The sequence below is a fragment of the Streptosporangium sp. NPDC004631 genome (assembly GCF_053601935.1).
The window spans coordinates 19635-45515 of the sequence record NZ_JBSGCR010000019.1 but is presented as its reverse complement, the minus strand read 5'-3'; the positions used below and the strand labels follow the sequence as shown (position 1 = coordinate 45515).

The window sequence follows — 25881 nt, the reverse complement described above, 5'->3', positions numbered from 1 at the left end:
GCGCCGTTCGGCGGAACGGCGGGGTCCCGTCAGCTCCCGCCCGCTCTCCGGGCGATCGCCTCGGCCAGCGCATCGGCCAGGTTGGCCGCGGCGCCGGGCGCGTAGCGCAGATACAGGTAGGGCTCGGTGAGTTCCAGCTCGATGAGGGCGGGGGTGCCGTCGGCCAGCCGGACCAGGTCGACGCGGGCGTAGAGCACTCCGGGAAACTCGCCGAGCACCCGCTCGGCCAGGGCGATCTGGTCGGGCTCCGGTGTGCGCGGCTCGGCCTGGCCGTTCTCCTCGACCAGGTCGGCGACGTTCCCGGTGAGCATCGGGACACGCCGTACGGCGTGGCTGAACCGGCCGCCGAAGTAGAGCATCGAGGTCTCCCCCTCGGCCTCCACCATGTCCAGATAGGGCTGGACCATCACCGTCTGCCCCTCGGCCACCAGCCTGGCCGCGTGAGTCGCGGCCACGGTCCGGTCCCCGGTCCTGATCGTGTTACGGGCCGCGGCCGACACCGAGGGTTTCACCACGTACTCGTCGAGGAACGGCAGGTCCAGGGGCTCGCCCGGCGCGACCCAGGAGGTGGGAACGGTCGGCGCGGCCAGGTCCCGCAGGTAGGTCTTGTCGGTGTTGCGTTCCAGCACCGCGGCCGGGTTGAGTAAGAGGGTGACCGACTCGACGTGATGGGCCCACCCGACGAACTCCGCCCGCCGGGTCACGTAGTCCCACGGGCTGCGGACCACCACGGCGTCGAACGCGGCCCAGTCGGTGCCGGGGGTGTCCCAGCGCACGACGTGCCCGATGATCCCGGCCTCGGCCCAGGCTGCGAGGGCGACCTCCTTCTCGTCATCGAGCCCTTCCGGGTCGGTAAAAGTCACGTAGGCCGCGGAAGCACCCACCTGATGTCCCCCTATGTCAGTATCAATCAGACATCGGGGACATTACCTAAAGGCATCCACCGCTTTCCCGCCCCCGCGGCTCACGCCACCGGGACCCACACCGCCGGGGCCGACGGCCTCAGAGCCGACAGCGCCGGGACGGGAGGGCTCCGAGGAGGGCCCTGAAAACCGATGCCGGCACGCGCTCGTTCGGCGGGTGGAGGTGGGATGAGCTGGCGTGTTCAGGTGAACAAGCGATTGCGCAAGGGCTCATAATGAACGACGTGAACACGCGAAAGAACTCCGGCGGCGCGACGACCACCGGCAGGCGGCAGGGCACGACGAAGCGTGCGGCCACGTCCGCCTCCGCCTCCGAGCGCCGCGACCACCTCGTCAAGCTCGCCGCCGATCTCTTCGCGCGCAAGGGCTTCCAGGCGACCACCGTCCGGGAGATCGCGGAGGAGGCGGGCATCCTCTCCGGGAGCCTCTACCACCACTTCGACTCCAAGGAGACGATCGTCGACGAGGTGCTGACCACCTTCCTCGACGACCTCGTCGGCCGTTACCGCGCCGCGCTGGGGCGGGAGGGCGAGCCCCGCGAGACCCTCTCGGAGATGGTGCGCATCGGGTTCGGCACCCTCGAACCGCACCGCGCCGCGATCACCGTCATGCAGAACGACTGGAACTACCTGCTCTCCCTGTCCGGCGACCGCTTCGACTATCTGGTCAAGGCCGAGGACGAGGTCGAGCGCATGTGGGTCGAGCAGATCAAGCTCGGCCAGGCCGCCGGCCAGTTCCGCGCCGACATGGATCCCAAGCTGACCTACCGCATGATCCGCGACACCATCTGGGTCGCGGTCCGCTGGTTCCGGCCGGGCGGGCGGCTGAACACCGCAGCCCTGGCCGAGCACTACATCACGGTCCTGTTCGACGGGCTGGCGACCGGCGAGCGGAGCACCCAGCGGGGGTGACATCCCCTCTCGATCTCTCCCCGCGCCCCGAAACCCTCTCTCCTCCCGGTTCACCCTGCCCGGCCCCGCGAGCGGCCCACCACTCCCCCGGCGGACGGCGGCAAAGTTTTATCACCGCTTCTACCTGGCCAAACAGACCTATGTAACATCCTGTTCACATACGGGCAACAGATGAGAAATCGCGACTTGCAACCCTTTGAGGGCAGTAACCACTCCTCCTCAAGGATTCCAAGGACTCCGCCGATGACCTTCAAGGCTGAATACATCTGGATCGACGGCACCGAGCCGACCGCCAAGCTCCGGTCGAAGACCAGGATCCTGGCCGGCGGCGCCGAGCCTCCGCTCTGGGGCTTCGACGGATCCAGCACCAACCAGGCCGACGGCCCCTCCTCGGACCGTGTGCTCAAGCCGGTGTTCACCTGCCAGGACCCGATCCGCGGCGGCGGCAACGTGCTGGTGCTCTGCGAGGTCCTCTACCCCGACATGACCCCGCACGTCAGCAACACCCGCGCCGCCCTCACCGAGGTGGCCGAGAGGTTCGCCGACCAGGAGTCCTGGTTCGGCATCGAGCAGGAGTACACCTTCTTCAAGGAGGGCCGCCCGCTCGGCTTCCCGAGCGGCGGCTTCCCGGCCCCGCAGGGTGGTTACTACTGCGGCGTCGGCGCCGACGAGGTCTTCGGCCGCGACGTCGTCGAAAAGCACCTCGACCTGTGCCTGGAGGCCGGTCTGGCGATCTCCGGCATCAACGCCGAGGTCATGCCCGGCCAGTGGGAGTTCCAGGTCGGCCCCGCGGGCCCGGTCGAGGTCTCCGACCACCTGTGGATCGCCCGCTGGCTGCTCTACCGCGTGGCCGAGGACTTCGACATCGCCGCCACGCTCGACGCCAAGCCGGTGAAGGGTGACTGGAACGGCGCCGGCGCGCACACCAACTTCTCCACCAAGGCGATGCGCGAGGGCTACGACCCGATCATCACCGCCTGCGAGGCCCTCGCCGAGAACGCCATGGAGCACGTCAAGCACTACGGCGCCGGCATCGAGGACCGTCTCACCGGCCACCACGAGACCGCCCCGTGGAACGAGTTCAGCTACGGCGTCTCCGACCGCGGCGCCTCGGTCCGCATCCCGTGGCAGGTCGAGGTGGAGAAGAAGGGCTACATCGAGGACCGCCGTCCCAACGCCAACGTCGATCCCTACCTGGTGACCCGCCTCATCGTGGACACCTGCTGCACCGCCCTGGAGAAGGCCGGCCAGCTCTGATCCACCACGTGTCAAGGCCGTGACCGCCCTGCCGGGGGTGGTCGCGGCCCGCCGCGTTCGGGGTCGTCTCCCGGGCCAATACTCCACAGTGATTAATACGGAGCCGAATAAGGTGCTTTAGGACAACGCTAAAAGACCGCGATGCGCCGTAACATAACTGCGATGCGGGATGTGGTAGAGCAGTTGCAGCGCCTGGGCATGTCGGGGTACGAGGCCAAGGCGTATGTCACGCTGGTGGTCGCCGGACAGCCACTCAACGGCTACGAGGTGGCCAAACGCTCCGGTGTGCCAAGGAGCACCGTCTACGAGACGCTCGGCAAGCTGGTCGCCAGGGGTGCGGCCTACGAGTTACGCGGCCCCGAGGAGGCCACCGGCTACCTGCCGCTACCGCCCCGGGCGCTGCTGGAACGCATGCGGCGGGAGTTCGACGACTCGATCGAGGCGCTGCAGTCCTCGCTGCCCACGATCGCCGCGCCACCCGGCGCCCACCTGATCTACAACCTCAAAGGCACGGAGGCGGTGCTCACGCGGGCCGAGGACGTGGTGGCCGCCGCGCACACCGACCTGTTCCTGTCGGTCTGGCCCGAGGAGATGAGGCGGCTCTCCCCGCTGGTCGGGCGAGCGGCCGAACGCGGGGTGGACGTGTCGGTGATCCACTTCGGCCCTGTCCAGACCGGGGCCGGACACCTGTACGAGCACCGGTTCCCCACCCCCGAGGCGGTCATGGAGGACCTGGGCTGCCGTCTCCTGGTCGTCGCAGGCGACCGGGGCGAGGTCCTGATCGGCGGGTTCGTGAACGGCTCGGCCTGGGGCGTCTACACCGAGGACCCGGCCGTGGTCCTGACGGCGGTGGAGTACGTCAGAAACGACATCACCCTGCAGATCATCGCCGACCGGATCGGGCACGGGCCACTGCGGGAGCTCTGGACCGACCCCGAGCTCATCCGCCTGCGCACCGGACAGGGCCACTCGGCCGCCCTGCTCCGCACCATCGGACTGCCCGAACCCTGAACGACCGGCGGACCGTACAGGCGGCGGACCATACGGCCCGCCGGCGACGAGGTGATCACCGAAAAGCGGATGTGACATCCTTCAAGAAAGGTTGTCACACCGCGAGGGAAGGCAGGCCATGGACAAGCCGGTCATCGTGACGATTGATGACGATCCGGGCGTCTCCCGGGCGGTGGCACGTGATCTACGGCGCCGCTACGGCCGGTCCTACCGTGTCGTCAGGGCCGACACCGCGGCCCAGGGCATGGAGAGCGTCCGCGAGATGCGGCTGCGCGGCGACGACGTCGCGGCGATCCTCGCCGACTACCGGATGCCCCAGATGAACGGCGTGGAGTTCCTCGAACAGGCGATGGACCTGTATCCCCACGCCCGCCGTGTGCTGCTGACCGCCTACGCCGACACCGACGCGGCGATCCAGGCGATCAACGTGGTGGACCTCGACCACTACATGCTCAAACCGTGGGACCCGCCGGAGGAGAAGTTCTACCCCGTACTGGACTCCCTGCTGGACGCCTGGCAGCGAGCCGACCGGCGCGAGTCCGGCGAGCTGCGGGTGGTGGGGGCGCGCTGGTCGGCGAGATCCTACGAGATCCGCGACTTCCTCTCCCGCAACCAGGTGCCCTACCGCTGGATGCTGGCCGACTCCCCCGAGGGCGCGCAGTTGCTCACCGCCGCCGGCGAGGGGTGCGAGATCGGCCCGGCCAGGCTGCCCCTGGTGGTCACGGCCGAGGGCGCGAAGCTCACCGCCCCCGACACCTCGACACTGGCCACGGCCGTCGGCCTGTCCACCTCCCCCGCCACCGACTTCTACGACCTGATCGTCATCGGCGGCGGCCCCGGCGGGCTGGGCGCGGCGGTCTACGGCGCCTCCGAGGGGCTGCGCACGGTCATGGTGGAGCAGCACGCCTCCGGCGGGCAGGCCGGGCAGAGCTCCCGCATCGAGAACTACCTGGGCTTCCCCGACGGCGTATCCGGCGCCCAGCTCGCCGACCGCGCCCGCCGCCAGGCCCTGAAGTTCGGCGCCGAACTGCTCACCGCCCGCACGGTCACCAGCCTTGAGGTCAGGGGACAGGCCAGGGTGGTCGGCTTCGCCGACGGCGGCGACATCGCCGCGCACACCGTGATCATCGCCACCGGGGTCTCCTACCGGAGGCTGAGCGCCCCCGGCCTCGACGACTTCGTGGGCAGGGGAACCTACTACGGCGCGGCCGTGACCGAGGCGCCCGAGTGCCGGGGCCGGGAGGTCTACATTGTCGGCGCGGCCAACTCGGCGGGGCAGGGTGCCGTCTACCTGTCGGGATACGCCAGCAAGGTCCATCTGATCGTCAGGAGCGACGGGCTGGAGAGATCCATGTCCCACTATCTGATCGAGCAGATCTCCCAGACCCCGAACATCGAGGTGCACACCGGGACCGAGGTGGTCGGAGCCGACGGCGACGGCCATCTGGAACGGCTCACGCTCAAGGGCCCCGAGGGCGAGCGGACGGTCGAGGCCGAATGGCTGTTCGTCTTCATCGGCGCCGAGCCGTTCACCGGCTGGCTCGGCGACACGATCGAACGCGACGCCAGGGGCTTCGTGCTCACCGGGCCGGACCTGACCGCCGCCGAGAGCCGTCCCCGCAACTGGCCGCTGCGGCGGGAGCCGTACCACCTGGAGACCAATGTGCCCGGCGTCTTCGCCGCCGGAGACGTGCGGGCCGACTCGATCAAGCGGGTGGCCTCGGCGGTCGGCGAGGGGGCCATGGCCGTGGCCCTGGTCCACCGCTACCTGGAGCAGACGTGACCGGCACGGATGTGCTCCGCGGGCTGTTCCTCTTCGAGAGGCTCGACGACGAGAGGCTGGAGTGGCTGGCCGCCCACGGCGAGGAGCGCGAGTTCGGCGCGGGCGAGCAGATCGTACGGCAGGGCGACCCGGCCGCGTTGTTCGTCGTGCTCATCGACGGTGAGGTCGTCATGTCCACCGAGACCCCGGCCGGGCCGGTCGCCATGACCCCGACCTCCCAGGCGGGGGTCTACGCCGGAGCCGTCTCGGCCTATCTCGGTGAGCGCGCCCCCGGCACCTACACCCACTCGCTGCGCGCGACCAAGCCCTCGCGGCTCTTCGTGCTCCCCGCCGAGGAGTACGGCGCGATCGTCGCCGACTGGTTCCCGATGGCGGTGCACCTGCTCGACGGGGTGCGCCTGGGCGGGCTCGCCCAGCGGGAGCTCATCGACCGGCGGCAGCGGCTGACCTCGCTCGGCACGATCACCGCCGGGCTCACCCACGAGCTCAACAACCCGGCGGCGGCGGCCGTACGGGCCGTGGGCGATCTGCGGGAGAAGGTCCGGTCCTCCCGGCGGCGGCTGGCCGAGCTGACCGAGTCGGGCATCTCGTCCGAACGGCTGCGCGCGCTGATCGACATGCACGAGAGCTGCGCGGAGAACGCCGAGCACATGCCCGCGCGCTCCCCGCTTGAGGTGTCCGACGCCGAGGACGAGCTGGGCGAGGCGCTGGAGGAGGCCGGCGTCGACGACGGCTGGGAGCTGGCGCCGCCGCTGGTGAGCGTCGGCTTCGGGCCGCAGAGCCTGGACAAGGTCCGCGGCAGGGTCGGGGACGAGTACCTGGCCGCGGCGGTGCACTGGCTGGCGGAGGCCACCGAGATCGCCCAGATGCTGCACGAGGTGACCGACGCGACCGAGCGGATCTCCGCGCTGCTCGCCTCGGCCAAGCAGTACTCCCAGATGGACCGCGCGCCGTACCGGACGGTGGACGTCCGGGAGCTGCTGGACAGCACGCTCACCATGTTCCGGGGCAAGATCCCGCCGGGGATCACCGTGGCCACCGACTACGCCGCCGACCTGCCACCGCTGCCCGGCTACGCGGGGGAGCTCAACCAGGTGTGGACCAACCTGATCCACAACGCGCTGGACGCGATGGCGGGCACCGGCACACTCACCGTCCGCACCCGCCTCGAACACGACACGACCGCCCTGATCGAGATCTGCGACACCGGCCCCGGCGTCCCCGAACATCTGCGTGAGCGGATCTTCGAACCGTTCTTCACCACGAAGGCGGTCGGCGAGGGCACCGGCCTGGGCCTGGACATCTCCTTCCGGATCGTCGCCGGTCGGCACGGCGGCGACCTGCGCGTGGAGTCGTCCCCCGGGGACACCCGCTTCCAGGTACGGCTCCCGCTGACCGAGCTCCCCTGACCGAGCTCCCCGCCTGAGGCTCCCCGCCCATGGACCCCCGCGCCGGCCGTAAACGCCGGCGCTAGCCGTGGACGCCGCCGACCATGTCCATCAGACGGCCGAGAACCCGGCCGTCCGAGACGCGGACACCGTCGTGCTCCCACTCGTTGGTCACCCAGGTCCGCATGTTCCCGATCGCGCGGGCGGTCCGCATGGACAGGCCCTCGTCGACGTACATGTCGTCGTAGTAGACGGCGGCGGCCACCGGGACCTTGTTGGCGGCCAGCCGTACGGGGTCGTAGAGGTCGGGCCAGGCGGAGTCGGAGGCGAGGATCTCGGCGGCGCCCCTGAAGGGACGCAGGGCCGAGATCTCGTCGAACATCCAGGGATAGATCATCTCCCCGACGGGCAGCAGCGGCCGGCCGTCCTCGGCGAACTCCGGGGGCAGCAGCCGGTGGGCGGACCACCCGGAGCCGGCCCCCTGGGCGTAGATCGGCTCGTGCAGAACCGCGTAGAGGGGGTTGCCGACGAACCCGGTGGCCATCATGACCTCGTAGAGGAACAGGTCGGAGAGCTTTCCGCCGGTCCACGCCTCGTCGAGGACCCAGTGCAGATAGTCGGCCCCGTCGCTCATGCCCAGGCACAGGCCCATGGTCTGCAGGCGGCGCACGGTCAGCACGTCGCCGTCCGGGAGCCGGACCTCCTCCTCGCGCAGGTGCGCGGCTATCTCGTCCAGCCGGGCCGAATCCCCGGGATAGCGGGCGAAATAACGGTCCACCTTGGCGCGGACCCGGGGATAGGTGTGGGCGTAGACGTCGTCGGCGGTCGCGTCGATCCCCGGCAGGCCGCCGGTGATGTAGCAGGCCCTGAGCCCCTCGGGCGCCCGGGAGAGGTAGGTCAGCGTGATGAACCCGCCGTAGCTCTGGCCGAGGGTCTCCCAGGGCCGGTCGGCGTTGAGCTCACGCCGGATCAGCTCGGCGTCGGCCACGATCGCGTCGGCGCGGAAGTGCCTGAGCCGGGCTGCCAGCTCGGCGTCCGTACCGGTCACCGTCTTGGCGGTCACCGGGGTGCTGCGGCCGGTCCCCCGCTGGTCGAGCAGGAGCACCCGGTGTGTCTTCAGCGCGTGGCCCAGCCAGCCGTCGGCCGCCGTCGGCCTCGGCGACTTGCCGCCGGGACCGCCCTGGAAGAAGACCAGCCACGGCAGGTCCTGATCCCGCCTGGCCGGATCCACCGCCTCTCGGGCGAAGATCTCGATCGTCGCTCCGCCGGGGTCGGCGTGGTCGAGGGGAACGGTGAACACGTGGTCGGTAAGCGCAACACCAGGCAGCAGGACAGTCACGGGCGAAACATTACCGGTTGGGGCGTTCAGTGCAATGAGCTCACCTCCGCCCGCAAAGTTCGCCAACCGTGACAACCAACAGTGGGGGTGAGACCGTCGAACAAGCGACGGCGCTCGGAGGGGGAACTCAATGGTTCCGGGATACCGCGAGGTTCGGGAGCTTGGCGCGGGGGGAGGCGGCCGGGTGGTGCTGGCCACCTACACCGCCACCGGTGCCTACGTGGCCATCAAGTACCTGAACGCGGACCTGCGGGACGACCGCCGGTTCCTGCTGCGCTTCCGCGAGGAGGCGCGCGTCATGGTGGAGCTGTGCGACCCGAACGTGGTCCAGTTCTACGAGTACTACGAGGACGTGCTCGAAGCCGCGATCGTCATGGAGCTGGTGGACGGGGTCGCCCTCAGGAGAATCCTCGCCGAGCACGGCACCACCAGCCCCGAGGCCGCGCTGGTGGTGCTCAAGGGCTCCCTGCTCGGCCTGGCGTTCGCGCACTCCGCCGGGATCGTGCACCGCGACTACAAGCCGGAGAACGTGCTGATCCAGGCCGACGGCACCAGCAAGCTGACGGACTTCGGCGTCGCCACCCGCGCCGGGGAGCCGGACCTGCCCGCCGGCACCCCCTCCTACATGGCCCCGGAGCAGTGGGACGGGCGCCCGGCCGGCCCGGCGACCGACGTCTATGCGGCCACCTGCGTGTTCTTCGAGTGCCTCACCGGGCGCAGGCCGTACCGGGCCGACCATCACGCCGCGCTGATGCACCAGCACCGGACCGCGCCGATCCCGCTGGACACGGTGCCGGGCTCGGTGCGCGAGCTGATCGCCCGGGGCATGGCGAAGAGGCCGGTGGACCGGCCGGCGACGGCGCGGGCGTTCGTCGCCGAGCTGGAGACGGCGGCTCTGGCCGCCTACGGGCCGGAGTGGGAGCAGCGCGGGCGGCGGCACCTGGCCGAGCTGGCGACGCTGCTGGCGCTGGCCTTCCCGCTGGCCCGGCCCGCGCCGAGGGCGAGCACCTCGCTCGCCAGGAGCGTGGCCGGCCGTGTGGGCGGGGTACGGCGTCCCCGGCTGACCCCCCGGATCCTGGCCTCGGTGGCCGTGATCACCGTCGCGGTCACCGTCGGACTGGTCGCCGCCGGCCGTTCGACCGACCGGCTCTCCGCCGACACGATCTTCACCCCTCCGCCGCGATCCCCCTCCGCCCAGGACACGCCGCCCGGGACGGAGGGCGGATCCCCGCCGCCTGAGCCGGTCGTCCCGGCGAAGCCGCCACAGAGCGCCGTCGGCTGGACGGCACCGCCGGCGGAGACCGCCGATCCGAGCCGCCCCTCCGTGCCCGGCCGGGCCGTTCCGGAACACTCTCCCCGGCCACCGGCCCCGATCACGACCGCCCCGCGGACGCCGCCCCCCGCTCCCGCGCACGCGGTCACCAACCTGACGATCGCCGGGATGGACGCGGACGGGGCCGTGATCGCCCTGCGCGCGTCGACCGGGGCGAAGGTCGTGCTGACCGTCGCCTTCGCCGAGGGCCGGGACCGCGACCGGCTGACCGAGGCGCCCCCGCGCGCCTTCACGCTCACCGGGGCCGACGTCTACTCCCAGGCCGTGCCGTACGACTTCACCGCCCCGGCCTGCGGGCAGACCCTCTACCGGCGGGTCACGGCCTCCACCTCCCCCCGGTTCCCCGGCGGAGAGCGGAGCCGGACGACAGAGGTCAGGGGCGAGCCGTGCCCGGCACCGCCGAGCGTGGGCATCACCTCCTTCGACGGCACCACCGTCCGCTTCCAGGTGCGGACCGCCGACACCTCGGCGGTGACCGTGAGGGTGGGCTTCACCCAGAAGATCGGCACCGGCGGGACCGGGCCGAGCGGCGGCGTCCAGGTGCTGGAGCTGTCCGGCCGGACCACGTACACCCGAGAGGTCACCGGCGAGTTCCCCGCGCCGCCCCGGTGCGGGGAGTACGCCCGGCGGACGGTGACGATCACCACCGTCCCCTCGGGTGAGGCGCGGTCCCGCGAGGTACGGCTGGATCTCCCCTCCTGCGAGCCGTCTCCGGTCCCGGACCCCGGCCCCTCGGTCTCCGAACCCCCCTCCGACGGCGGGACACCCTCGGCCGAAACCCCGGCCGAAACCCCGGACGACACCTCGAAGGACACCCTCTTCTGAACCCGGGGCCCCTTCCCCGCACCCGCCACCGGTGACAGGCCGGCCTCCTCGGTTGATCACCGAGGGTGAGTGAACGTGTCCGTGTCGAGGGGCGCGGGACAGAGGGTCCCGTTTGAGGTCTGTTGTGGTTCCACGGGATGAATGTTGGCAAACATCCCTAAAAGGGGGTTTAAGGCCGAAAGGCAGGGAGAACAGCGCTGACGTCAGGTTTTGGGTGATCTATGTGGCTAAGAGCACATTAGCGTGCACTTTACCTTCCCGTAACTTACCCTTTACCCAGGTAACCTCACTCGTCACGGAAGGCGACTGCCCAATGGTGCTGCCACACGTGTCCCGACCATACCTGCGGCCAATCCTCGCCGGCCGCGTCACCGCTCAACTCCCGCCTTCCGGCGGCCCGGTCGAGGGAGCGGCGCGATCACGTCTCCACGACCGTGGGAGGTGAGCAGAACCCCCTATGAGTCCTGAGATGCAGAAGTTCATCGAACTGCTGGAGAGCCAGCTCGGATACTCCGAGAAGAGCGGCGGCTACACCAAGTTCGGTGACTGGTACGGCAGCAACGTCGAGTTCGACGCGGACTACAGTGCGGCGCCCTGGTGCGACATGTATCTGTCGTGGGCGGCCAAGAAGCTCGGCTACGAGGACTGGATGGGCCAGTTCGCCTACACCGTCTACCACGCCCGATGGTTCCAGCAGCAGGGCGCCTGGGGCACCACCCCCAAGCCCGGCGCCATCGTCTTCTTCGACTGGGGCGGGTCGAGGCAGCTCAAGAAGATCGACCACATCGGGGTCGTGACCAGGGTCGAGGGCAGGACGATCCACACGATCGAGGGGAACATCGACGGCGGGGTCGCCAAGCGCAAGAAGCGCGACACCGCCAAAGTCGTCGGATACGGCTACCCCGAGAGGATCAAGGCCCGGCTGGAGAAGGAGGCCGCGCAGCAGCGGGAGATCATCACCGCCGACGCCCCCGTGGACACCCCGATGACGCTCGGCCTCGGCCCCAGCCTGCTGTCGATGGTGTCCGTACCCGTGCGAGAGACCGTCCTGCCCGCGAGCACCGCCCAGGCCAAGGCCGCCGCCCGGCACGCCAAGCCCGCCGTCGACTCCCCCGTCACGTCCTCCACACCGGACAGGGCGCCCTCGGAGGTGGGGAAGAACAGCCGGACCGGGCAGAAGAACGCTCCAAAGACCGTCAAGACCCCCGCCCCGTCCCAGAGTGCCGCCGGCCGTACCGGCAAGCACTCCAAACCCGCCACCGCGGACACCAACGCGATCGCCGCTCCCGCCCCGGTCGCCGTCCGCCACGACCTTCCCCTCGACATCTCACAGCTGGCCACCCCCGCCATCCTCGCGCCGGTCCTGCTCGCCGCGGCCGCGATCATCGCCCACGCCAAGGTCAGGCAGTCGAGGACACGGCCCGCGTTCGCCGGTCAGGGCCGCGCGGTCACCCGCCCGCCCCGCCGGACCCCAGGGCGCCGCCGGATCGTCAAGAACGTGCCCGTCCTCGCCGAGGAGCGCCGGGCCTCCCCGCGGGCCGTCTCCGAGACCACGCTTCCACCGACCACGACGACCGGGTTCCCCTCGGTCACGTCCCCGCTCTCCCACGTCGAGGAGTCCCGTCAGAGCGGGCTCGTCCACGCCGGTCACCCCGTGCCGTACGGCGAGCAGACCATGCCGCGTGGCCGGCGCCACGCCGGGCGACCCGTGCCCGGCGATCGGCGCCACGACGGCTCTCGCCTGCCTTACCAGGGCAGGCGCCGCCTTCACGAGCGCCCTGTGGTTGAGTCCTCCACATTTGTCCAGGACGCTCCCCTACGTGGCCGGCGTCACCGCCGGGCCGAGCCCGTGGTGAGCACGACCATGCCGTCGACGCCGGCCGTTCCCGCCCCCCGGAGCACACCGGCCGCCCTCACCGTTCCCGCTCCCCCGGCCGTCCCGCTCGCGTCCCCCACCGGGGAGTACGGCGACGTCCTGGTCCACAGCGGCTACCGGGGCCGCCGCCGGGCGGGCGTACCGGCCTGAGAACGGCGATGCCTCCCGGCCGGGGACGTGATGTCCCCCGGCCGGGAGGCATCGCCATCCCACCGGTCACCGGTCACCGGCCCTGGTCCGGCGGGCGATGCCCCATCGTGCGGCGTAACTGCTCCAGCTCCGCCTCAAGTCCGGCGATCCGGGTGTTCGCCCCGGGGCCGGGCTGTGGCTGCGCCGGTGGATACGGCGGCGGCTGTGACGGCGGCTGCTGGTGCGGGGCGCCGTAGGGCGGCTGCGGGGGGACGGCTCCCCTGTCCTCGGGGGCGGCCGGGAGCGGATACGGCGGCCGCTGCCGGTAGTGCTGCGACACGCCGTACGGCTGACCGGGCTGGCCGAGTTGGCCGGGCTGTCCCTGACCGTACTGCCGGCCCTGTCCCTGCGGCGGATAGACGGGCTGCGCGCCGTAGGGCGCGGGCGGGAAGGAGGACGGCGGGACCTTCGACCGGCTCCTGCCCCTGACCACGGCGGCCAGGGCGCCGACCACGAACAGGGCGACCAGGCCGCCGCCGCCCCAGAGCAGCCACGGCAGGACCGGCGACGAGCTCTCGTCCTTGCCCGCGGTGACGGCCTGCTGGGAGTCGGTGATGTACTTGGCGACGTACGGGTGGTTCGGATGGAGCGCCTGTACCTCACGGAACTTGGGCAGCGCCTCGGAGTAGTGGTTGGCGAAGAAGAGGTCGAGCGCCTCGTTGTAGATCTTCGTCGTCACCGACTCGGCCGATGTGATGTTCTTCTCGTTCAGCTTCTCCCTGACGATGCTGACCGGCAGCACGAAGCTCTCGCCCTCGGTGGAACCACCGTCCTGCTGGATCAGTCCGCCGACCAGGATGCCGATGACGTTGCCGTCCTTGCTGAACACCGGACCGCCCGAGTTCCCCGGATAGGACGGGGCCTGGGTCTGGATGTACGGCACGCCCTCCGGAGTCTGGCGGCCGGCGTTGTAGGGCCCCTCGGTGAAGGCCGGGTCCAGCTTGGACTCCAGGTTGAACAGCGAGGTCTGCGTCACCGTTCCGGGGAACCCGCTGATGTAGAGGGTGTCGCCCACCCGCACATCGGAGTCCTGGCCCAGCGGCACGGTCGGCAGGTTGCTCTGCCCGTTGGCCTTGAGGATCGCGACGTCCTTGCCCGGGTAGACCGTGCCCTTGGCGACCAGCTCGATCGGCACCGCCTTGGCGGTCTTGTCCACCCCGCCGCCGGGCAGGCTCTGCAGCAGCGAGAGCGAGCTCTTGACGTTACGGATCTTGATGTTGTCCGCGTTCCAGACCTGGAAGATCTTGGCGGCCGTCCGGACGATCTCGTCGTCGGAGGCGATGTCACCCAGGTCTGCGACCAGGTCCGCGGCGTCCTTCTCGTTGACCTCGGTGAGCGCCTGCGCCGCGAAGGTCCGCGCCAGCTCGGTCTCCTCCTGGCCGACGCAGTGGGCCGCGGTCACCATGTAGCCGTCCGGCGTCACCCACCACCCGGTGCAGAGCCCGCCGGCCGTCGCCTCCACGACCCGCTCCGGCGCGCCCGGCGAGAAGTAGCGTCCGGGCTCCTTGGCCATCTGCTGGACGACCCACTTGTAGATGCTGTTCTCATCGGAGGAGATCTTGCCTGACTGAACGGCGGCGATGCCCCGCTGGGTCAGTGACTTGATCGCGTCCAGGTTCGCCACCGGGGTCGGCACGGCCACATCGGCCGTGTAGGACACCGAGGTCAGCTGCACGGCCGGATGCGTTCTGGCCGCCAGCCACGTTCCCACCGGGACGTCAAGGTCCTTCGGCTTCGCCAGGGCGGTACCCGGCAGGGCCAGCACACCGGCCAGCACCAGCCCCGCCACGGCGCTGAGTCTTCCCAACATTCGCTTACTCTCCCCAAAAACGTGCTTCCCGGAGGTGAGCATGGCTCAGCCGACTTGGGGAGGACTTGGAAGCGACTGGGAGGTCCACGGGCCGTCGGCCGCCCGGCGACGTCACCCCCCGCCACCGGCGAGATCGCCATCGCCGCAGGCACTGGATCGCGCCCGGACGCGGGGTGGGCGGGGGTCAGGCCCGCGTGGCGTCGGCGAGTTCCTGACCTGGCCTCTCGGTGGAGGACTCCTCGTCGTGTCCCTCGATGGAGAGGTCGGGCAGGATCCGCTCCAGCCACGCGGGACACCACCAGTTGAACCTGCCGAGCAGGACCATGGTCGCGGGCACCAGGAGGCCGCGGATCACGGTGGCGTCCACGGCCACGGCCACGGCCAGGCCGACGCCGAAGATCTTGACCATCGGGTCGGGGTAGGCGATGAAGGCGACGAAGACGGCGACCATGATCAGTGCCGCGGAGGTGATGACCCGGCCGGTCGACCCAAGGCCCTCCGCCACCGCCCTGCGGTTGTCCCCGTGCCGGAGATACGCCTGCCGTACCGCGGTGAGCAGGAAGACCTCGTAGTCCATCGACAGGCCGAACAGCACCGCGAACAGCATCAGCGGGATGTAGCTGTCGATCGGCACCGAGAAGAGGAGGGCGTCCACGCCGACCGGCGGGTCCATGCCGACCAGGCGGGTGCCCAGGCCGAGGGAGAAGACCAGCGAGAGCGCCCCGAAGGCGGTGCCGAGTGAGACCAGGTTCATCAGCGCGGCCTTGATCGCGACCACCGGCGACCGGAACGCCAGGAGCAGCAGGAGGGCGCTGAGCAGCACCACCACGCCGACGACCAGCGGGGTGCGCTCGGCGATCCTGGTGCTCGCGTCCGCCAGGGCGGCGACCTCGCCGCCCACGTGCACCCGCGCCCCCTCGACCCGGACCCCGCGTACGGCCCGGACCACCTCGATCGCCTCCGGATCGCTGGGCGCGTACTCCGGAACGGCCTGGAGCAGCGCGGCGGTGCCGTCGGCGTTGAGCACCGGGTCACCGGCGTGGACCACGCCGTCGACCGCGCCCACCCTCTCCTTCAGCGACCGCAGCACGGCGGGCACGGACCCGCCCCCGGCGACCTTCTCGTCGAGGGCGGCCACCACGATCAACGGCCCGTTCGCGCCGGGACCGAACCCGGTACGGATCAGCTCGTAGGAGCGGCGGGCCGCGGTGTCCCGGTCGCCGTAGCCGTCGTCGAGCGAGCCGAGCTTGAGCCCGAGGGCGGGCGCGGCCAGCGCCCCGAGGATCGCGATGCTCAGCGCGAGCACGCTCCAGGGCCGCTTCGCCACCCAGGTACCCAGGGCGCTCCATCCGGAGGGTCCGTCGCCGCGTCGGCGGCGGCCCATGAAGGGCAGGCGCAGCGCGTTGATCCGGTGCCCGAGCATGCCGAGCAGCGCGGGGACCAGGGTGATCGAGGTGATCACCGCGCAGACCACCGAGATGCCGGTGATCCAGCCGAGCGTCTGGAGCATCGGGAAGCCGCCGAGCATCAGCGCGCTGAGCGCGATGATCACCGTGCCGCCGGCGAACACCACCGCACCGCCCGAGCCGGCGACGACCCGGGGCACCGCGTCCCGCACCGGCACCCCGTCGGCCAGCAGCTTGCGATGCCTGCTGAGCAGGAAGAGCGCGTAGTCGATGCCGACACCGAGACCGATCATCGTCGCCATGATCGACGCCTGTTTGGGCACGTCCACGACATGGCCGAGCAGGCTGATCACCCCCAGCCCCGTCGCGATGCTGACCAGTGCCGCGAAGATCGGAACCATCGCGGCGACCAGGGTGCCGAACGCGAACAGCAGCACCAGCAGCGCGCAGACCACGCCGATGATCTCGCTGGTCCCGGTCTTGATCTCCTTGTCCGCCGGGGTGGACGCGTCGGCGGCCACCGCCTCCACGCCGAGCGCGCGCACGGGCTCGGCCGCGGCGGAGAGCCGTTCGGTGGTCTCGGCCAGTTTGCTGTTGTCGTGGCCCTTCAGCCTGATCGTGATCAGGCCGGTCCGGGTGTCCGGCGCCAGGCCCCCGGGGCGGTAGGGCGTATCCACCGCCACCACGTGCGGGACCTCACGGATCCGCTCCATCGCCGACTGCACCGCGCGCGTCCGCGGCGGGGAGGTGAGGGGACCGTCCGGGGAGTGGAGCACGATCTGGACCGTGCCGCCCGCGTCGTAGCCGGGGCCGAACCCGTCACGCATCAGGTCGTGGGCCCGCTGCGCGTCGGTGCCGGGGATGGCCGCGTTGCTGTTCACCGGACCGGGGAACAGGATGGAGCCCGCGGTCAGCAGCACCGCCGCGATCACCCAGAGCGCCAGCACGGCCCTGCCGTGCCGCGCGCACCACCCTCCCAGTCGTCCCAGCAAACCCGACATCGGTGACCACCCTGCTCACAAGCCGAAATGCAGCTGAACTACCGTCCTGTACGGGCGTACAAAACGTACTATGAGAGCGTAAGGGCGAATATCAAGAAATTCCGTGAAGCGCGTGGAAATGAGATGATGAACACACTTGAGCACGGCGACGACACGCGCAGCCGGATTCTCGACGCCGCCCGTCAGCTGTTCGCCGAGCATGGCTACGCCGCGACCTCGCTGGCCGACATCGCCTCGGCCGTCGGGCTGACGAAGACCGCCGTCGCCTACCACTTCCACCCCAAGGACCGGCTCGCGACCGAGCTGATCGCCCCCGCGGCCGAGGACATCGTGGCCCTGTTCCAGACCGACGCCGGCGACGAGCGCGCGTTCATCGGAGCGCTGGTGACCTTCATGGTCCGGCACCGGACGATCATCGGGTTGATCATGGAGGACATCAGCTGCGCCGACGACGCGCCGCCCGGCTCCCCCGGCGAGGCCATCCGCGCCTTCCGGGACGAGATCTACACCCGGCTGGCCGGACCGGACCCGGCCCCCGCCAGGCGGGTACGCGCCTGGACGCTCCTGGGGTCACTGCAGTACAGCGTGGTAAAGACGGTCGACCTGCCCGAGACGACCGTCCGGGAGCCCCTGCTCGCCGCCGCCTTCGCCCTGTGGGACTCCTCCGGCTGACCCGGCACCATCCGCCGGAACCACCCCGGCCGGACACCTGCGGCCCACCGCCGCCGGCGTCTCGTGGACCCGCTCAGCGGGACCTGGTGACCTCGCCTGAGTAGCGGGGGGTTCTCTCCCCCGATCTGGTCACCTCGAAGGCCAGCCTGTCGGCGGTCCGCCGGGAGAACAGCACCGTGCCCGGATAGCACTGCCTGCCCTGGATTCGGTCCAGCCGGTAGGCGAGGCCGGGTCCTGTCGCGGTGAGCCGGGCGTCGCAGTGCAGGTCGGCCCCCCACCTCATGACGCCTCCGCCGCCCCCGGCGGCGAACCTGACCTCCACCGGGAAGATCCGTTCGGCGCCGGTGTAGTCGGCGACGCCGGTCCAGGTGCCCGGGTAGGGTCCCTCGGCGGGGAGGTCGTCACGGGACAGGAAGGCGATCGTCCCGGCCACGACGGCCACCAGCACCACGCCCGCCGTCATCGCGGGAAACCACCGGCGCCACACCCCCGCCTCCGGAAACCACCTGCCGTCCGCCCCCGCCGCCTCCGGAGACCACCGGGCCGCCTCCGGACGCCGCCGGTGTGTCCGAGCCGTCCCCGGAAACCACCGGCGTCCCGGGCGGGGGGCCGTCGCCGGCGACTCCGCCGACGGAAACCCCACCGCGGGAAACTCCGTCGTCGACAGGTCCACCACCGGTAACTCCGCGGTCGTCACACCGGCCGTGGCCGTGCCGTCCGGCCGGGACACCGCGGCCGTCCGGCCGTACAGCCGGTGCAGCACCTCCTCGGCGACGGGCCGGGCGGCCGGATCGACGGCCATGCAGGCCACCACGATCTCCCGGAGCGGGCCGGCCAGCAGGCCCAGGTCGGGCTTGCCGTACAGGATCCTGGCCAGCACGGCGTGGTAGGAGTCGGCGGAGAAGGCGTGGCGGCCGGTGGCGGTGAAGGCCACGGTGAGCGCCCAGCTGAACATGTCGGCCGGAGGCCCGGCCGGCTCCCCCTTGATCTGCTCGGGGGACATGTAGGCCGGGGTGCCGAACGGGATCTTGCCGGTGGTGGTCGCGGCGTCCATCATGCGGGAGATGCCGAAGTCGATCACTCGCGGCCCGTCCATGCCGAGCAGGACGTTGCCCGGCTTGAAGTCACGGTGAACCACCCCGGCCCGGTGGATGGCGGCCAGCGCGGTGGCGGTGCCGACCGCGACCCGGTCGAGCGAGCCGTCGGCGCGGGGCCCCTCCGCCACGACGTGCTCCTGGAGCGAGACGCCGTCGACGAACTCGCTCACGATGTAGGGGCGGGCGCCGTCGAGGTCGGCGTCGAGCACCTGGGCCGTGCAGAACGGGGCGACCCGCCGGACGGCCTCGATCTCCCCGATGAAGCGGCGGCGGACCTTCTCGTCGTCCAGCAGCCTGGCGTGCAGCAGCTTCACCGCGACGCGGGGGTGGTCGGCGGACTCGGCGAGGAAGACGACCCCCTGACCCCCCTGGCCGAGACGACCGGCCAGCCGGTAAGGACCCAGCCTCAGAGGGTCCTCGGGCCGGAGGGGAGCCGGTCGCGACATGCCACCCGACTATAACGAGGTCCCCACCGGGTGAGGAAACCCATGAGGACACCGGGCGCACTCCCCCGTCACCGGCCCGGTGCGCGAACTCCGTCACCGCTCGGCGAAAGGCGCGAACCGATACCCTGACAGGGTGCTGGAACAGATCACGGCCGTCCGCTACGTGACGCCCCTGCGGGAGGGCGGATCGCTGCCCGGGGTGGTCGAGGCCGATGACCTCGGCACCTATGTGGTGAAGTTCCGGGGGGCCGGACAGGGGCGCCGGGTGCTCGTCGCGGAGGTGATCTCCGCCGAACTGGCCAGGCGGCTGGGGTTCCGCACCCCGGAGCTGAAGGTGATCGACATCGATCCCCAGCTCGGGGCCCGGGAACCCGACGAGGAGATACAGGACCTGCTCAAGGCCAGCGCCGGCCTCAACCTGGCGGTCGACTTCCTGCCCGCCGCACTCGGCTTCGACCCGCTCACCTGGCCGCCGGACCCCGGTTTCGCCTCCCGGCTGCTCTGGTTCGACGCCCTGATCCACAACGTGGACCGGAGCTGGCGCAACCCGAACCTGCTCCTCTGGCACGGCGACCCCTGGCTGATCGACCACGGCGCCGCCCTGTGGTTCCACCACAACTGGCCCACCGCCGCCCCTCGGCGCGATTTCGACGCGGGCGACCACGTGCTGGCCCCCTTCGCCACCCGGATGGCGGAGGCGGACGCCGAGTTCAGCGAGAAGATCACCCGGGACTTCCTCGACGGGGTGGTGGACGAGGTTCCCGACGAGTGGCTGGAGGACGAGCCCGGGTTCGACGGGGCGGAGGCCGTACGGCAGGCGTATGTCGAGCACCTGCTGACCAGGGCCCAGGCCCCGCGCACCTGGCTGCCCGAGCCGTCGGACGCGCCGAGGCGGGAGACGAGGACCGGCTCGGTGGGCGCGTTCTGGAGGGACGACCGGTGAGAGACGTCTACGAGTACGCCGTGATCCGGGTGATCCCCCGGGTGGAGCGTGGCGAGTCGATCAACGCGGGCGTGCTGCTCTACTGCCAGCCGCGCGCCTACCTGTGCGCCCGGGTGGAACTGGACGAACCACGGCTGCGCGCCCTCGACGCGCACGCGGACGTCGACGGCGTACGGCACGCGCTGGACGCCTATCGGCGCTCCTGCGCCGGTGAGGAGGGACCGCTGACCCGGGAGCCGCTCGGCGGCCGGTTCCGCTGGCTGACCGCCCCGCGCAGCACGATCGTGCAGACCGGGCCGGTCCACGCCGGCCTCACCGCCGACCCGGAGGCCGAGCTGGAACGTCTGGTGGCCCGGCTGGTGCGGCCCCTCCTGTAAGCCCGGCGGCCACTGCGAGGTGAACCGGTCGCCCGGTCCGACGCGAGGCCCCGTAAGCCCGGCGGCCACCGCCCCGGCACGTCCCACCGTCTCCACCACCGGTGTCGCAGGAGCGGACCGGCTCAGAAGAGCACCGACATGAAGGTGCCGACCTCCTTGAAGCCCGCCCTGCGGTAGGCGGCCCGAGCCGGCGCGTTGTAGTCGTTGACGTACAGCGAGACCACCGGCGCGAAGCAGTCGAGCGCGTGCTTGACCACCGAGGCCATTCCGGCCACCGCGTGGCCCCGGCCGCGCAGGTCGGGGTGGACCCAGACCCCCTGGACCTGGCAGGCGTACGGTGTCACCGCGCCGATCTCGGCCTTGAAGACGACCCTGCCGTTGTCGATCCGCGCGTAGGACCTGCCGATCCGGATCAGCTCGGCGACCCTGGACCGGTAGAGGGCACCGCCGTCCCCGGCCTCCGGGGAGACGCCCACCTCCTCGGTGAACATCGCCACGCAGGCGGGGAGCAGGATCTCGAACTCCTCCGGCCTGACCCGCCTGACCAGCGGGTCGGCCGGGACGGGGGACGGCCGGGTGGCCTCCATCAGCGGCTGGGTCCAGCGGATCGCGCGGGCGGCACCCCAGTAGGGCCTCAAACGTTCCCAGAGAAGTTCGACGGCGTCCGAGGGGCCGACGATGGAGGAGCAGCGGCGGCCCTGCTTGCGGGCTCGCTCGGCGAAGGCGTGCACGGCGTCGGGGCCGGCGTTCACCGGGACCAGGTTGGCCCCGGAGTAGCACAGAGAGCTCAGTCCGCCGCGCGGGCCGAACCCCCACATCTGACCGCCGAGCCTGGCCGGACTGAGTCCGACGGCACGGACCCTGGAGGCGACGAAGACGTTGGGGACGGGGTCGGCGTCCAGGAGCGCCAGCACCTCGTCACGGTCGTTGTCGTCGAGCACACGCGACGCCATTGTGCGCAGCATCACGCGCTCAGCCTACGCGACCCCCACGATTTTGGCAGGAACCAACACAGAGGCTCTCATCTACCCTGGTGAGCCCTCGATCCCGTGCGAGCCGCGGGCATCGGCTCGGGGGCGCCCGCGCAGTGGGCGTCCGGAACGGCGTGGCCGTTTCGGGCAGCCGGGGTCCGGGCCGCCGGGCCGGGCGGGGTGCCGTCTCTGAGGTAGGCGGCCAGCTGCCGGTCCACGCAGCGGTTCCCGCCGAGCGCGATGCCGTGGTTTCCCCCGGCCACGGTGAGCAGCCGGGCACCGTCGAACAGCTCGCGCATCCTCAGCGCCCCGGCGTACGGCGTGGCCGCGTCGCGCTCGGACTGAATGATCATGATCGGCGGCAGTCTCCGGCTGTCCTGGAGCCTCACCGGGGTCCCGCCCCGCTCGGGCCAGAACGCGCACGGCGCGTTGTACCAGGCGTTCGGCCAGGTGAGAAAGGGGGCCTTGGTGTGCAGCCTGGCCATGTCGGCCCGCCACCTGGTCCAGTCACGCGGCCAGGCGACGTCGTGGCACTGCACCCCCAGATAGACGGCGTAGCCGTTCTCGTCCTCGGCGTCGTTCTGGGCGTACCTGCGGTAGGCGGCGAGCAGCGGGGCCGTGTCGCCCTTCTTGACGTAGGCGGAGAAGACCTTGGCCAGCTGCGGCCAGACCACATCGGAGTAACCGCCGACGGTGTAGATGTCGTCGAGCTCGCTCGGGCCGACCATCCCGCCGGCGGGCCGGGTGCGCAGCCGTTCCCGCATGGCGTACCACGCGAAGGACACCGCCTTGCCGGTCCCGCCGAGCCGGTAGGCGTCGTTGTGGCGGGCCGTCCACCTCAGGAAGTCCTGGTGACGCCGGTTGAAGGCGACGTCCTGAGCGAGGTTGGCGCCGTACCAGACGCCGCCGGGGTCCACCACGCTGTCCAGGACCAGCCGCCTGACCCGGTCGGGGAAGAGGGTCGCGTAGACCGCGCCGAGGTAGGTCCCGTAGGAGTACCCCAGATAGCTGATCTTGGACTCTCCCAGCGCCGCCCGGATCGCGTCCATGTCCCGGGCGGAGTTCTCGGTGCTCAGATGCGGCAGCATCCAGCTCCACCGGTTCTCGCAGGCGCCGGCGTACTGGCGTGCCCGGCCAAGCAGTACGGCCTCCTCGCGGGCGTTCTCCGGCACGTTGTCGGGGCGGGGCGGGGCGTAGTACCTGTCCGGGTCCACGCACCGGAGCGCCGGCTCGCTCCTGCCCACCCCCCGGGGGTCGAAGCCGACCACGTCGAACCGGTCGGCCAGACCGGCGGGGAGCTCCGCGGCGACCTGCTTGGCCAGCTCCAGGCCGGACGCCCCCGGGCCTCCGGGGTTGACCAGCAGCACGCCCAGGTGGTTGTGGTCCCGCGACGCCTTCCCCCTGATCCGGTTCAGGGCCAGGCCGATGGTCCGGTAGGGGTCGCCGTAGTCGAGCGGCACCCTCAGCGAGGCGCACTCCACCGTGACGCCCTCCGGCTCGGCGGACCCGGGCAGCACATCCCCGAGCAGCGCGTCCCCTCCCGGCTCGTCACAGGCCCCCCAGACCAGCCCGTCCCGCCGCTGCGCCGCCGCTCCCGGCGGCACCCCGACGGTGACGATCAGCATCCCGATGCCCACGACGACCCCGACAACCCTTTTCACAGAGCCCCCCTACTTTTACGGCAGAGGCGATGTTCTCCCAGGAGACGGCAGCGTCACCGGCGACCCGGCCAGATGCTTACCATTCTGTAGTCAAGGGATTGCCATGTGTAACGAATTCGCCAAGGCGTGCACCCGTCGCATCCGGTGCTTCCCGGCGAAGGCCGGGGCGGCGATCACACGCCGCCACCGCGACCACCGGGGCGAACGGCCCGAAGCTCCCGGGGCCGCAGCCCTAGCGGACGACGACCTCGGGGCCGGGGGCGTCCTCGTCGAGGTCGACCCGCACACCCATCTCCTCGGCGAGCCGGAGCGCCTCCTCGATGAGGGTCTCCACGATCTGTGACTCCGGCACGGTCTTGATGACCTCGCCCTTGACGAAGATCTGCCCCTTGCCGTTCCCCGAGGCGACTCCCAGGTCGGCCTCCCGCGCCTCCCCGGGACCGTTGACGACGCACCCCATCACGGCCACCCTGAGCGGCACCTTCAGCCCGGTCAGCCCCGCCTGGACCTGCTCGGCCAGTGTGTACACGTCGACCTGGGCCCGGCCGCACGACGGGCAGGAGACGATCTCCAGGCCGCGCTCGCGCAGGTTCAGCGACTCCAGGATCGCGGCGCCCACCTTGACCTCCTCCACCGGAGGCGCGGAGAGCGAGACCCGGATGGTGTCGCCGATGCCCTCCGACAGTAGCGCGCCGAAGGCCACCGCCGACTTGATCGTGCCCTGGAACGCCGGGCCCGCCTCGGTCACCCCCAGATGCAGCGGGTAGTCACACCGCGCGGCCAGCAGCCGGTAGGCCCGCACCATCACCACGGGGTCGTTGTGCTTGACCGAGATCTTGATGTCCCGGAAGCCGTGCTCCTCGAACAGGGAGCACTCCCACAGCGCCGACTCCACCAGCGCCTCGGGCGTGGCCCTGCCGTACTTCTCCAGCAGCCGGGGGTCCAGCGACCCCGCGTTGACGCCGATCCGGATAGGCACCCCGTGGTCGGCGGCGGCCCGCGCGATCTCGCCGACCTTGTCATCGAATCTCTTGATGTTTCCCGGGTTGACCCGGACCGCCGCGCACCCCGCCTCGATCGCGGCGAAGACGTACTTCGGCTGGAAGTGGATGTCGGCGATCACCGGGATCTGGGACTTCCTGGCGATGATCGGCAGCGCCTCGGCGTCATCCTGGGACGGCACCGCCACCCGCACGATCTGGCAGCCGGAGGCGGTCAGCTCGGCGATCTGCTGGAGCGTGGCGTTGATGTCGGCGGTGACCGTGGTGGTCATCGACTGCACGCTCACCGGCGCGTCCCCGCCCACGGGAACGGAGCCGACCATGATCTGACGGGATGTGCGTCGCTCGGCGATCGGCTTCGTTCTGACCGAAGGGATGCCGAGAGCAACAGAAGTCATTTTCAGCCCTTGAAGAGTCGGTGACGTCCCCAGTCTAGGCAGTCGAGGTGAGCTCCCGGGCCCGGATCCTGGCCCACCCGTCGGCGTCGAGCACCTCTGCGACCGTGTCGGCTCCGGTGACGGTGTGCTCGGAGACCACCGAGGCCACGGTGTCGACGATGCCGGGGAACGGCAGCCGCCCCGCCAGGAAGGCGTCGACGCAGACCTCGTTGGCCGCGTTGTAGACGGCCGGGGCCGTGCCCCCGGCCGAGCCGACGTGACGGGCCAGCGCGACGGCGGGGAACGCCTCGTCGTCGAGCGGCTCGAAGGTCCAGGTGTGGGCCCTGGTCCAGTCGACGGCGGGGGCCGCGCCGGGGACCCGCTCCGGCCAGCCGAGGGCGAGGGCGATGGGTAGCCGCATGTCGGGCGGACTGGCCTGGGCGACGACCGAGCCGTCCACGAACTCCACCATCGAGTGGACGACCGACTGCGGGTGGACCACGACGTCGATCCGGTCGAAGCCGATGTCGAAGAGCAGGTGGGCCTCGATGACCTCCAGGCCCTTGTTGACGAGCGTGGCGGAGTTCACCGTGATGACCGGCCCCATCGACCAGGTCGGATGGGCCAGTGCCTGTTCCGGCGTCACCGCCCCCAGCTCCGCGCGGCGCCTGCCGCGGAAGGGACCGCCGCTGGCGGTGACGATCAGCCGGTGTACGGCCCGCGCGTCCGCGCCGGTGGGACCGGCGGCCCAGAGGCACTGGGCCAGCGCGGCGTGCTCGGAGTCGACCGGGATCAGCCGTCCCGGCTTGGCCAGGCGCTTCACCAGCGGGCCGCCGATGATCAGCGACTCCTTGTTGGCCAGGGCCAACGTCCGGCCCGCCTCCAGCGCGGCCAGTGTCGACGTCAGCCCCAGCGCTCCGGTGATGCCGTTGAGAACCGTGTCGGACGGCCACGCCGCGGCCTCCGCGACCCCCTCGGGCCCGGCGAGCACCGCGGTGCTCACCCCGTGGGCGGCCAGGGCCTCTCGCAGCGCGGGCGCGGCCGAGGCGTCGGCGACCGCCACCGCGTCGGGCCGGAACTCGGCCGCCTGGCGGGCCAGCAGGTCGATCCGGCCGCCTCCCGCGGCGAGGGCGGCCACCCGGAACCGGCCCGGGTTGCGGGCGACGACGTCGAGGGACTGGGTCCCGATGGAACCGGTCGAGCCGAGCAGGACGACGGAGCGCGTGGTGTCTGGCTGCACCGTCCCATTCTCCCGGCTGACGTCTCCCTGTCGAGCCGGTCGTG

General features: G+C 71.2%; 19 protein-coding genes. 10 read left to right on the top strand and 9 right to left on the bottom strand.

The window, feature by feature from the left end; all coding sequences use genetic code 11:
• Positions 1–29: 29 nt before the first annotated feature.
• Positions 30–884 carry an ATP-grasp domain-containing protein gene (locus ACWEF2_RS19815; RefSeq protein ID WP_453817123.1) on the bottom strand — a complete coding sequence of 285 codons (855 nt, stop codon included), beginning with the start codon at positions 882–884 and terminating at the stop codon, positions 30–32.
• Between the two features lie 254 nt (positions 885–1138).
• Between ACWEF2_RS19815 and ACWEF2_RS19810 the strand changes: the two genes are divergently transcribed.
• From ACWEF2_RS19810 to ACWEF2_RS19790, 5 genes are all read left to right on the top strand, one after another.
• Positions 1139–1834: a TetR/AcrR family transcriptional regulator gene (locus ACWEF2_RS19810; protein ID WP_453817121.1), complete on the top strand. Its 696-nt coding sequence runs from the start codon at positions 1139–1141 to the stop codon at positions 1832–1834.
• A gap of 243 nt (positions 1835–2077) precedes the next feature.
• Positions 2078–3091 carry a glutamine synthetase gene (gene glnII / locus ACWEF2_RS19805; RefSeq protein ID WP_453817119.1) on the top strand — a complete coding sequence of 338 codons (1014 nt, stop codon included), beginning with the start codon at positions 2078–2080 and terminating at the stop codon, positions 3089–3091.
• A 162-nt stretch (positions 3092–3253) separates the two neighbouring features.
• Entirely contained in the window at positions 3254–4102 is an 849-nt protein-coding gene (locus ACWEF2_RS19800) for a TrmB family transcriptional regulator (protein WP_453817117.1), read from the top strand.
• Positions 4103–4220: 118 nt separating this feature from the next.
• Positions 4221–5885, top strand: a complete 1665-nt coding sequence (locus ACWEF2_RS19795) for an FAD-dependent oxidoreductase (protein WP_453817115.1) — start codon at positions 4221–4223, stop codon at positions 5883–5885.
• On the top strand, positions 5882–7294 hold the full coding sequence (locus ACWEF2_RS19790) for an ATP-binding protein (RefSeq protein ID WP_453817113.1): 1413 nt from the start codon (positions 5882–5884) through the stop codon (positions 7292–7294). The genes ACWEF2_RS19795 and ACWEF2_RS19790 overlap by 4 nt, the downstream gene beginning before the upstream one ends.
• 61 nt (positions 7295–7355) lie before the next feature.
• Here the strand turns inward: ACWEF2_RS19790 and ACWEF2_RS19785 are convergent, their stop codons facing one another.
• The gene (locus ACWEF2_RS19785) at positions 7356–8612 is read right to left on the bottom strand and encodes an alpha/beta fold hydrolase (protein WP_453817111.1); all 1257 of its coding nucleotides are present in this window, start codon (positions 8610–8612) and stop codon (positions 7356–7358) included.
• 130 nt (positions 8613–8742) lie between these two features.
• On the opposite strand from ACWEF2_RS19785, the gene ACWEF2_RS19780 reads away from it, so the two are divergent.
• Both ACWEF2_RS19780 and ACWEF2_RS19775 read left to right on the top strand, forming a co-directional pair.
• Positions 8743–10770 carry a protein kinase domain-containing protein gene (locus ACWEF2_RS19780; protein WP_453817109.1) on the top strand — a complete coding sequence of 676 codons (2028 nt, stop codon included), beginning with the start codon at positions 8743–8745 and terminating at the stop codon, positions 10768–10770.
• 457 nt (positions 10771–11227) lie between these two features.
• Positions 11228–12796 (top strand): CHAP domain-containing protein, encoded by a 1569-nt coding sequence (locus ACWEF2_RS19775; protein WP_453817107.1) that lies wholly within the window; start codon positions 11228–11230, stop codon positions 12794–12796.
• A 73-nt stretch (positions 12797–12869) separates the two neighbouring features.
• Here ACWEF2_RS19775 and ACWEF2_RS19770 read toward each other — a convergent pair whose 3' ends face one another.
• Entirely contained in the window at positions 12870–14645 is a 1776-nt protein-coding gene (locus ACWEF2_RS19770; RefSeq protein WP_453817105.1) for a trypsin-like peptidase domain-containing protein, read from the bottom strand.
• A 184-nt stretch (positions 14646–14829) separates the two neighbouring features.
• Positions 14830–17052: an MMPL family transporter gene (locus tag ACWEF2_RS19765; protein WP_453817103.1), complete on the bottom strand. Its 2223-nt coding sequence runs from the start codon at positions 17050–17052 to the stop codon at positions 14830–14832.
• Between the two features lie 123 nt (positions 17053–17175).
• Here ACWEF2_RS19765 and ACWEF2_RS19760 point away from each other — a divergent pair, with 123 nt between their 5' ends.
• A complete protein-coding gene (locus tag ACWEF2_RS19760; RefSeq protein ID WP_453817101.1) occupies positions 17176–17724 on the top strand; it encodes a TetR/AcrR family transcriptional regulator in 549 nt (182 codons plus the stop codon).
• A gap of 73 nt (positions 17725–17797) precedes the next feature.
• Here ACWEF2_RS19760 and ACWEF2_RS19755 read toward each other — a convergent pair whose 3' ends face one another.
• Positions 17798–19267 (bottom strand): serine/threonine-protein kinase, encoded by a 1470-nt coding sequence (locus tag ACWEF2_RS19755; protein WP_453817099.1) that lies wholly within the window; start codon positions 19265–19267, stop codon positions 17798–17800.
• A gap of 133 nt (positions 19268–19400) precedes the next feature.
• Between ACWEF2_RS19755 and ACWEF2_RS19750 the strand changes: the two genes are divergently transcribed.
• Positions 19401–20210, top strand: a complete 810-nt coding sequence (locus ACWEF2_RS19750) for a HipA family kinase (protein ID WP_453817097.1) — start codon at positions 19401–19403, stop codon at positions 20208–20210.
• Positions 20207–20587 carry a DUF3037 domain-containing protein gene (locus tag ACWEF2_RS19745; RefSeq protein ID WP_453817095.1) on the top strand — a complete coding sequence of 127 codons (381 nt, stop codon included), beginning with the start codon at positions 20207–20209 and terminating at the stop codon, positions 20585–20587. Before ACWEF2_RS19750 ends, ACWEF2_RS19745 begins: the two co-directional genes overlap by 4 nt.
• 122 nt (positions 20588–20709) lie before the next feature.
• Here ACWEF2_RS19745 and ACWEF2_RS19740 read toward each other — a convergent pair whose 3' ends face one another.
• From ACWEF2_RS19740 to dxr, 4 genes are all read right to left on the bottom strand, one after another.
• Positions 20710–21552, bottom strand: coding sequence for a GNAT family N-acetyltransferase (locus tag ACWEF2_RS19740; protein ID WP_453817261.1), 843 nt, complete (start codon positions 21550–21552; stop codon positions 20710–20712).
• A 56-nt stretch (positions 21553–21608) separates the two neighbouring features.
• Positions 21609–23219, bottom strand: coding sequence for an alpha/beta hydrolase (locus ACWEF2_RS19735; RefSeq protein WP_453817093.1), 1611 nt, complete (start codon positions 23217–23219; stop codon positions 21609–21611).
• A gap of 232 nt (positions 23220–23451) precedes the next feature.
• Entirely contained in the window at positions 23452–24618 is a 1167-nt protein-coding gene (gene ispG, locus ACWEF2_RS19730; RefSeq protein WP_453817091.1) for a flavodoxin-dependent (E)-4-hydroxy-3-methylbut-2-enyl-diphosphate synthase, read from the bottom strand.
• A gap of 34 nt (positions 24619–24652) precedes the next feature.
• Entirely contained in the window at positions 24653–25837 is a 1185-nt protein-coding gene (gene dxr, locus ACWEF2_RS19725; protein WP_453817089.1) for a 1-deoxy-D-xylulose-5-phosphate reductoisomerase, read from the bottom strand.
• Between the last annotated feature and the right edge of the window lie 44 nt (positions 25838–25881).

Coding starts and splice junctions, on each gene's coding strand:
- ACWEF2_RS19765 (WP_453817103.1), bottom strand. CDS start 17,052: ATGTCGGGTTTGCTGGGACGACTGGGAGGGTGGTGCGCGCGGCACGGC.
- ACWEF2_RS19760 (WP_453817101.1), top strand. CDS start 17,176: ATGATGAACACACTTGAGCACGGCGACGACACGCGCAGCCGGATTCTC.
- ACWEF2_RS19780 (WP_453817109.1), top strand. CDS start 8,743: ATGGTTCCGGGATACCGCGAGGTTCGGGAGCTTGGCGCGGGGGGAGGC.
- ACWEF2_RS19740 (WP_453817261.1), bottom strand. CDS start 21,552: ATGCTGCGCACAATGGCGTCGCGTGTGCTCGACGACAACGACCGTGAC.
- glnII (WP_453817119.1), top strand. CDS start 2,078: ATGACCTTCAAGGCTGAATACATCTGGATCGACGGCACCGAGCCGACC.
- ispG (WP_453817091.1), bottom strand. CDS start 24,618: ATGACTTCTGTTGCTCTCGGCATCCCTTCGGTCAGAACGAAGCCGATC.
- ACWEF2_RS19755 (WP_453817099.1), bottom strand. CDS start 19,267: ATGTCGCGACCGGCTCCCCTCCGGCCCGAGGACCCTCTGAGGCTGGGT.
- ACWEF2_RS19800 (WP_453817117.1), top strand. CDS start 3,254: ATGCGGGATGTGGTAGAGCAGTTGCAGCGCCTGGGCATGTCGGGGTAC.
- ACWEF2_RS19775 (WP_453817107.1), top strand. CDS start 11,228: ATGAGTCCTGAGATGCAGAAGTTCATCGAACTGCTGGAGAGCCAGCTC.
- ACWEF2_RS19795 (WP_453817115.1), top strand. CDS start 4,221: ATGGACAAGCCGGTCATCGTGACGATTGATGACGATCCGGGCGTCTCC.
- ACWEF2_RS19810 (WP_453817121.1), top strand. CDS start 1,139: ATGAACGACGTGAACACGCGAAAGAACTCCGGCGGCGCGACGACCACC.
- ACWEF2_RS19770 (WP_453817105.1), bottom strand. CDS start 14,645: ATGTTGGGAAGACTCAGCGCCGTGGCGGGGCTGGTGCTGGCCGGTGTG.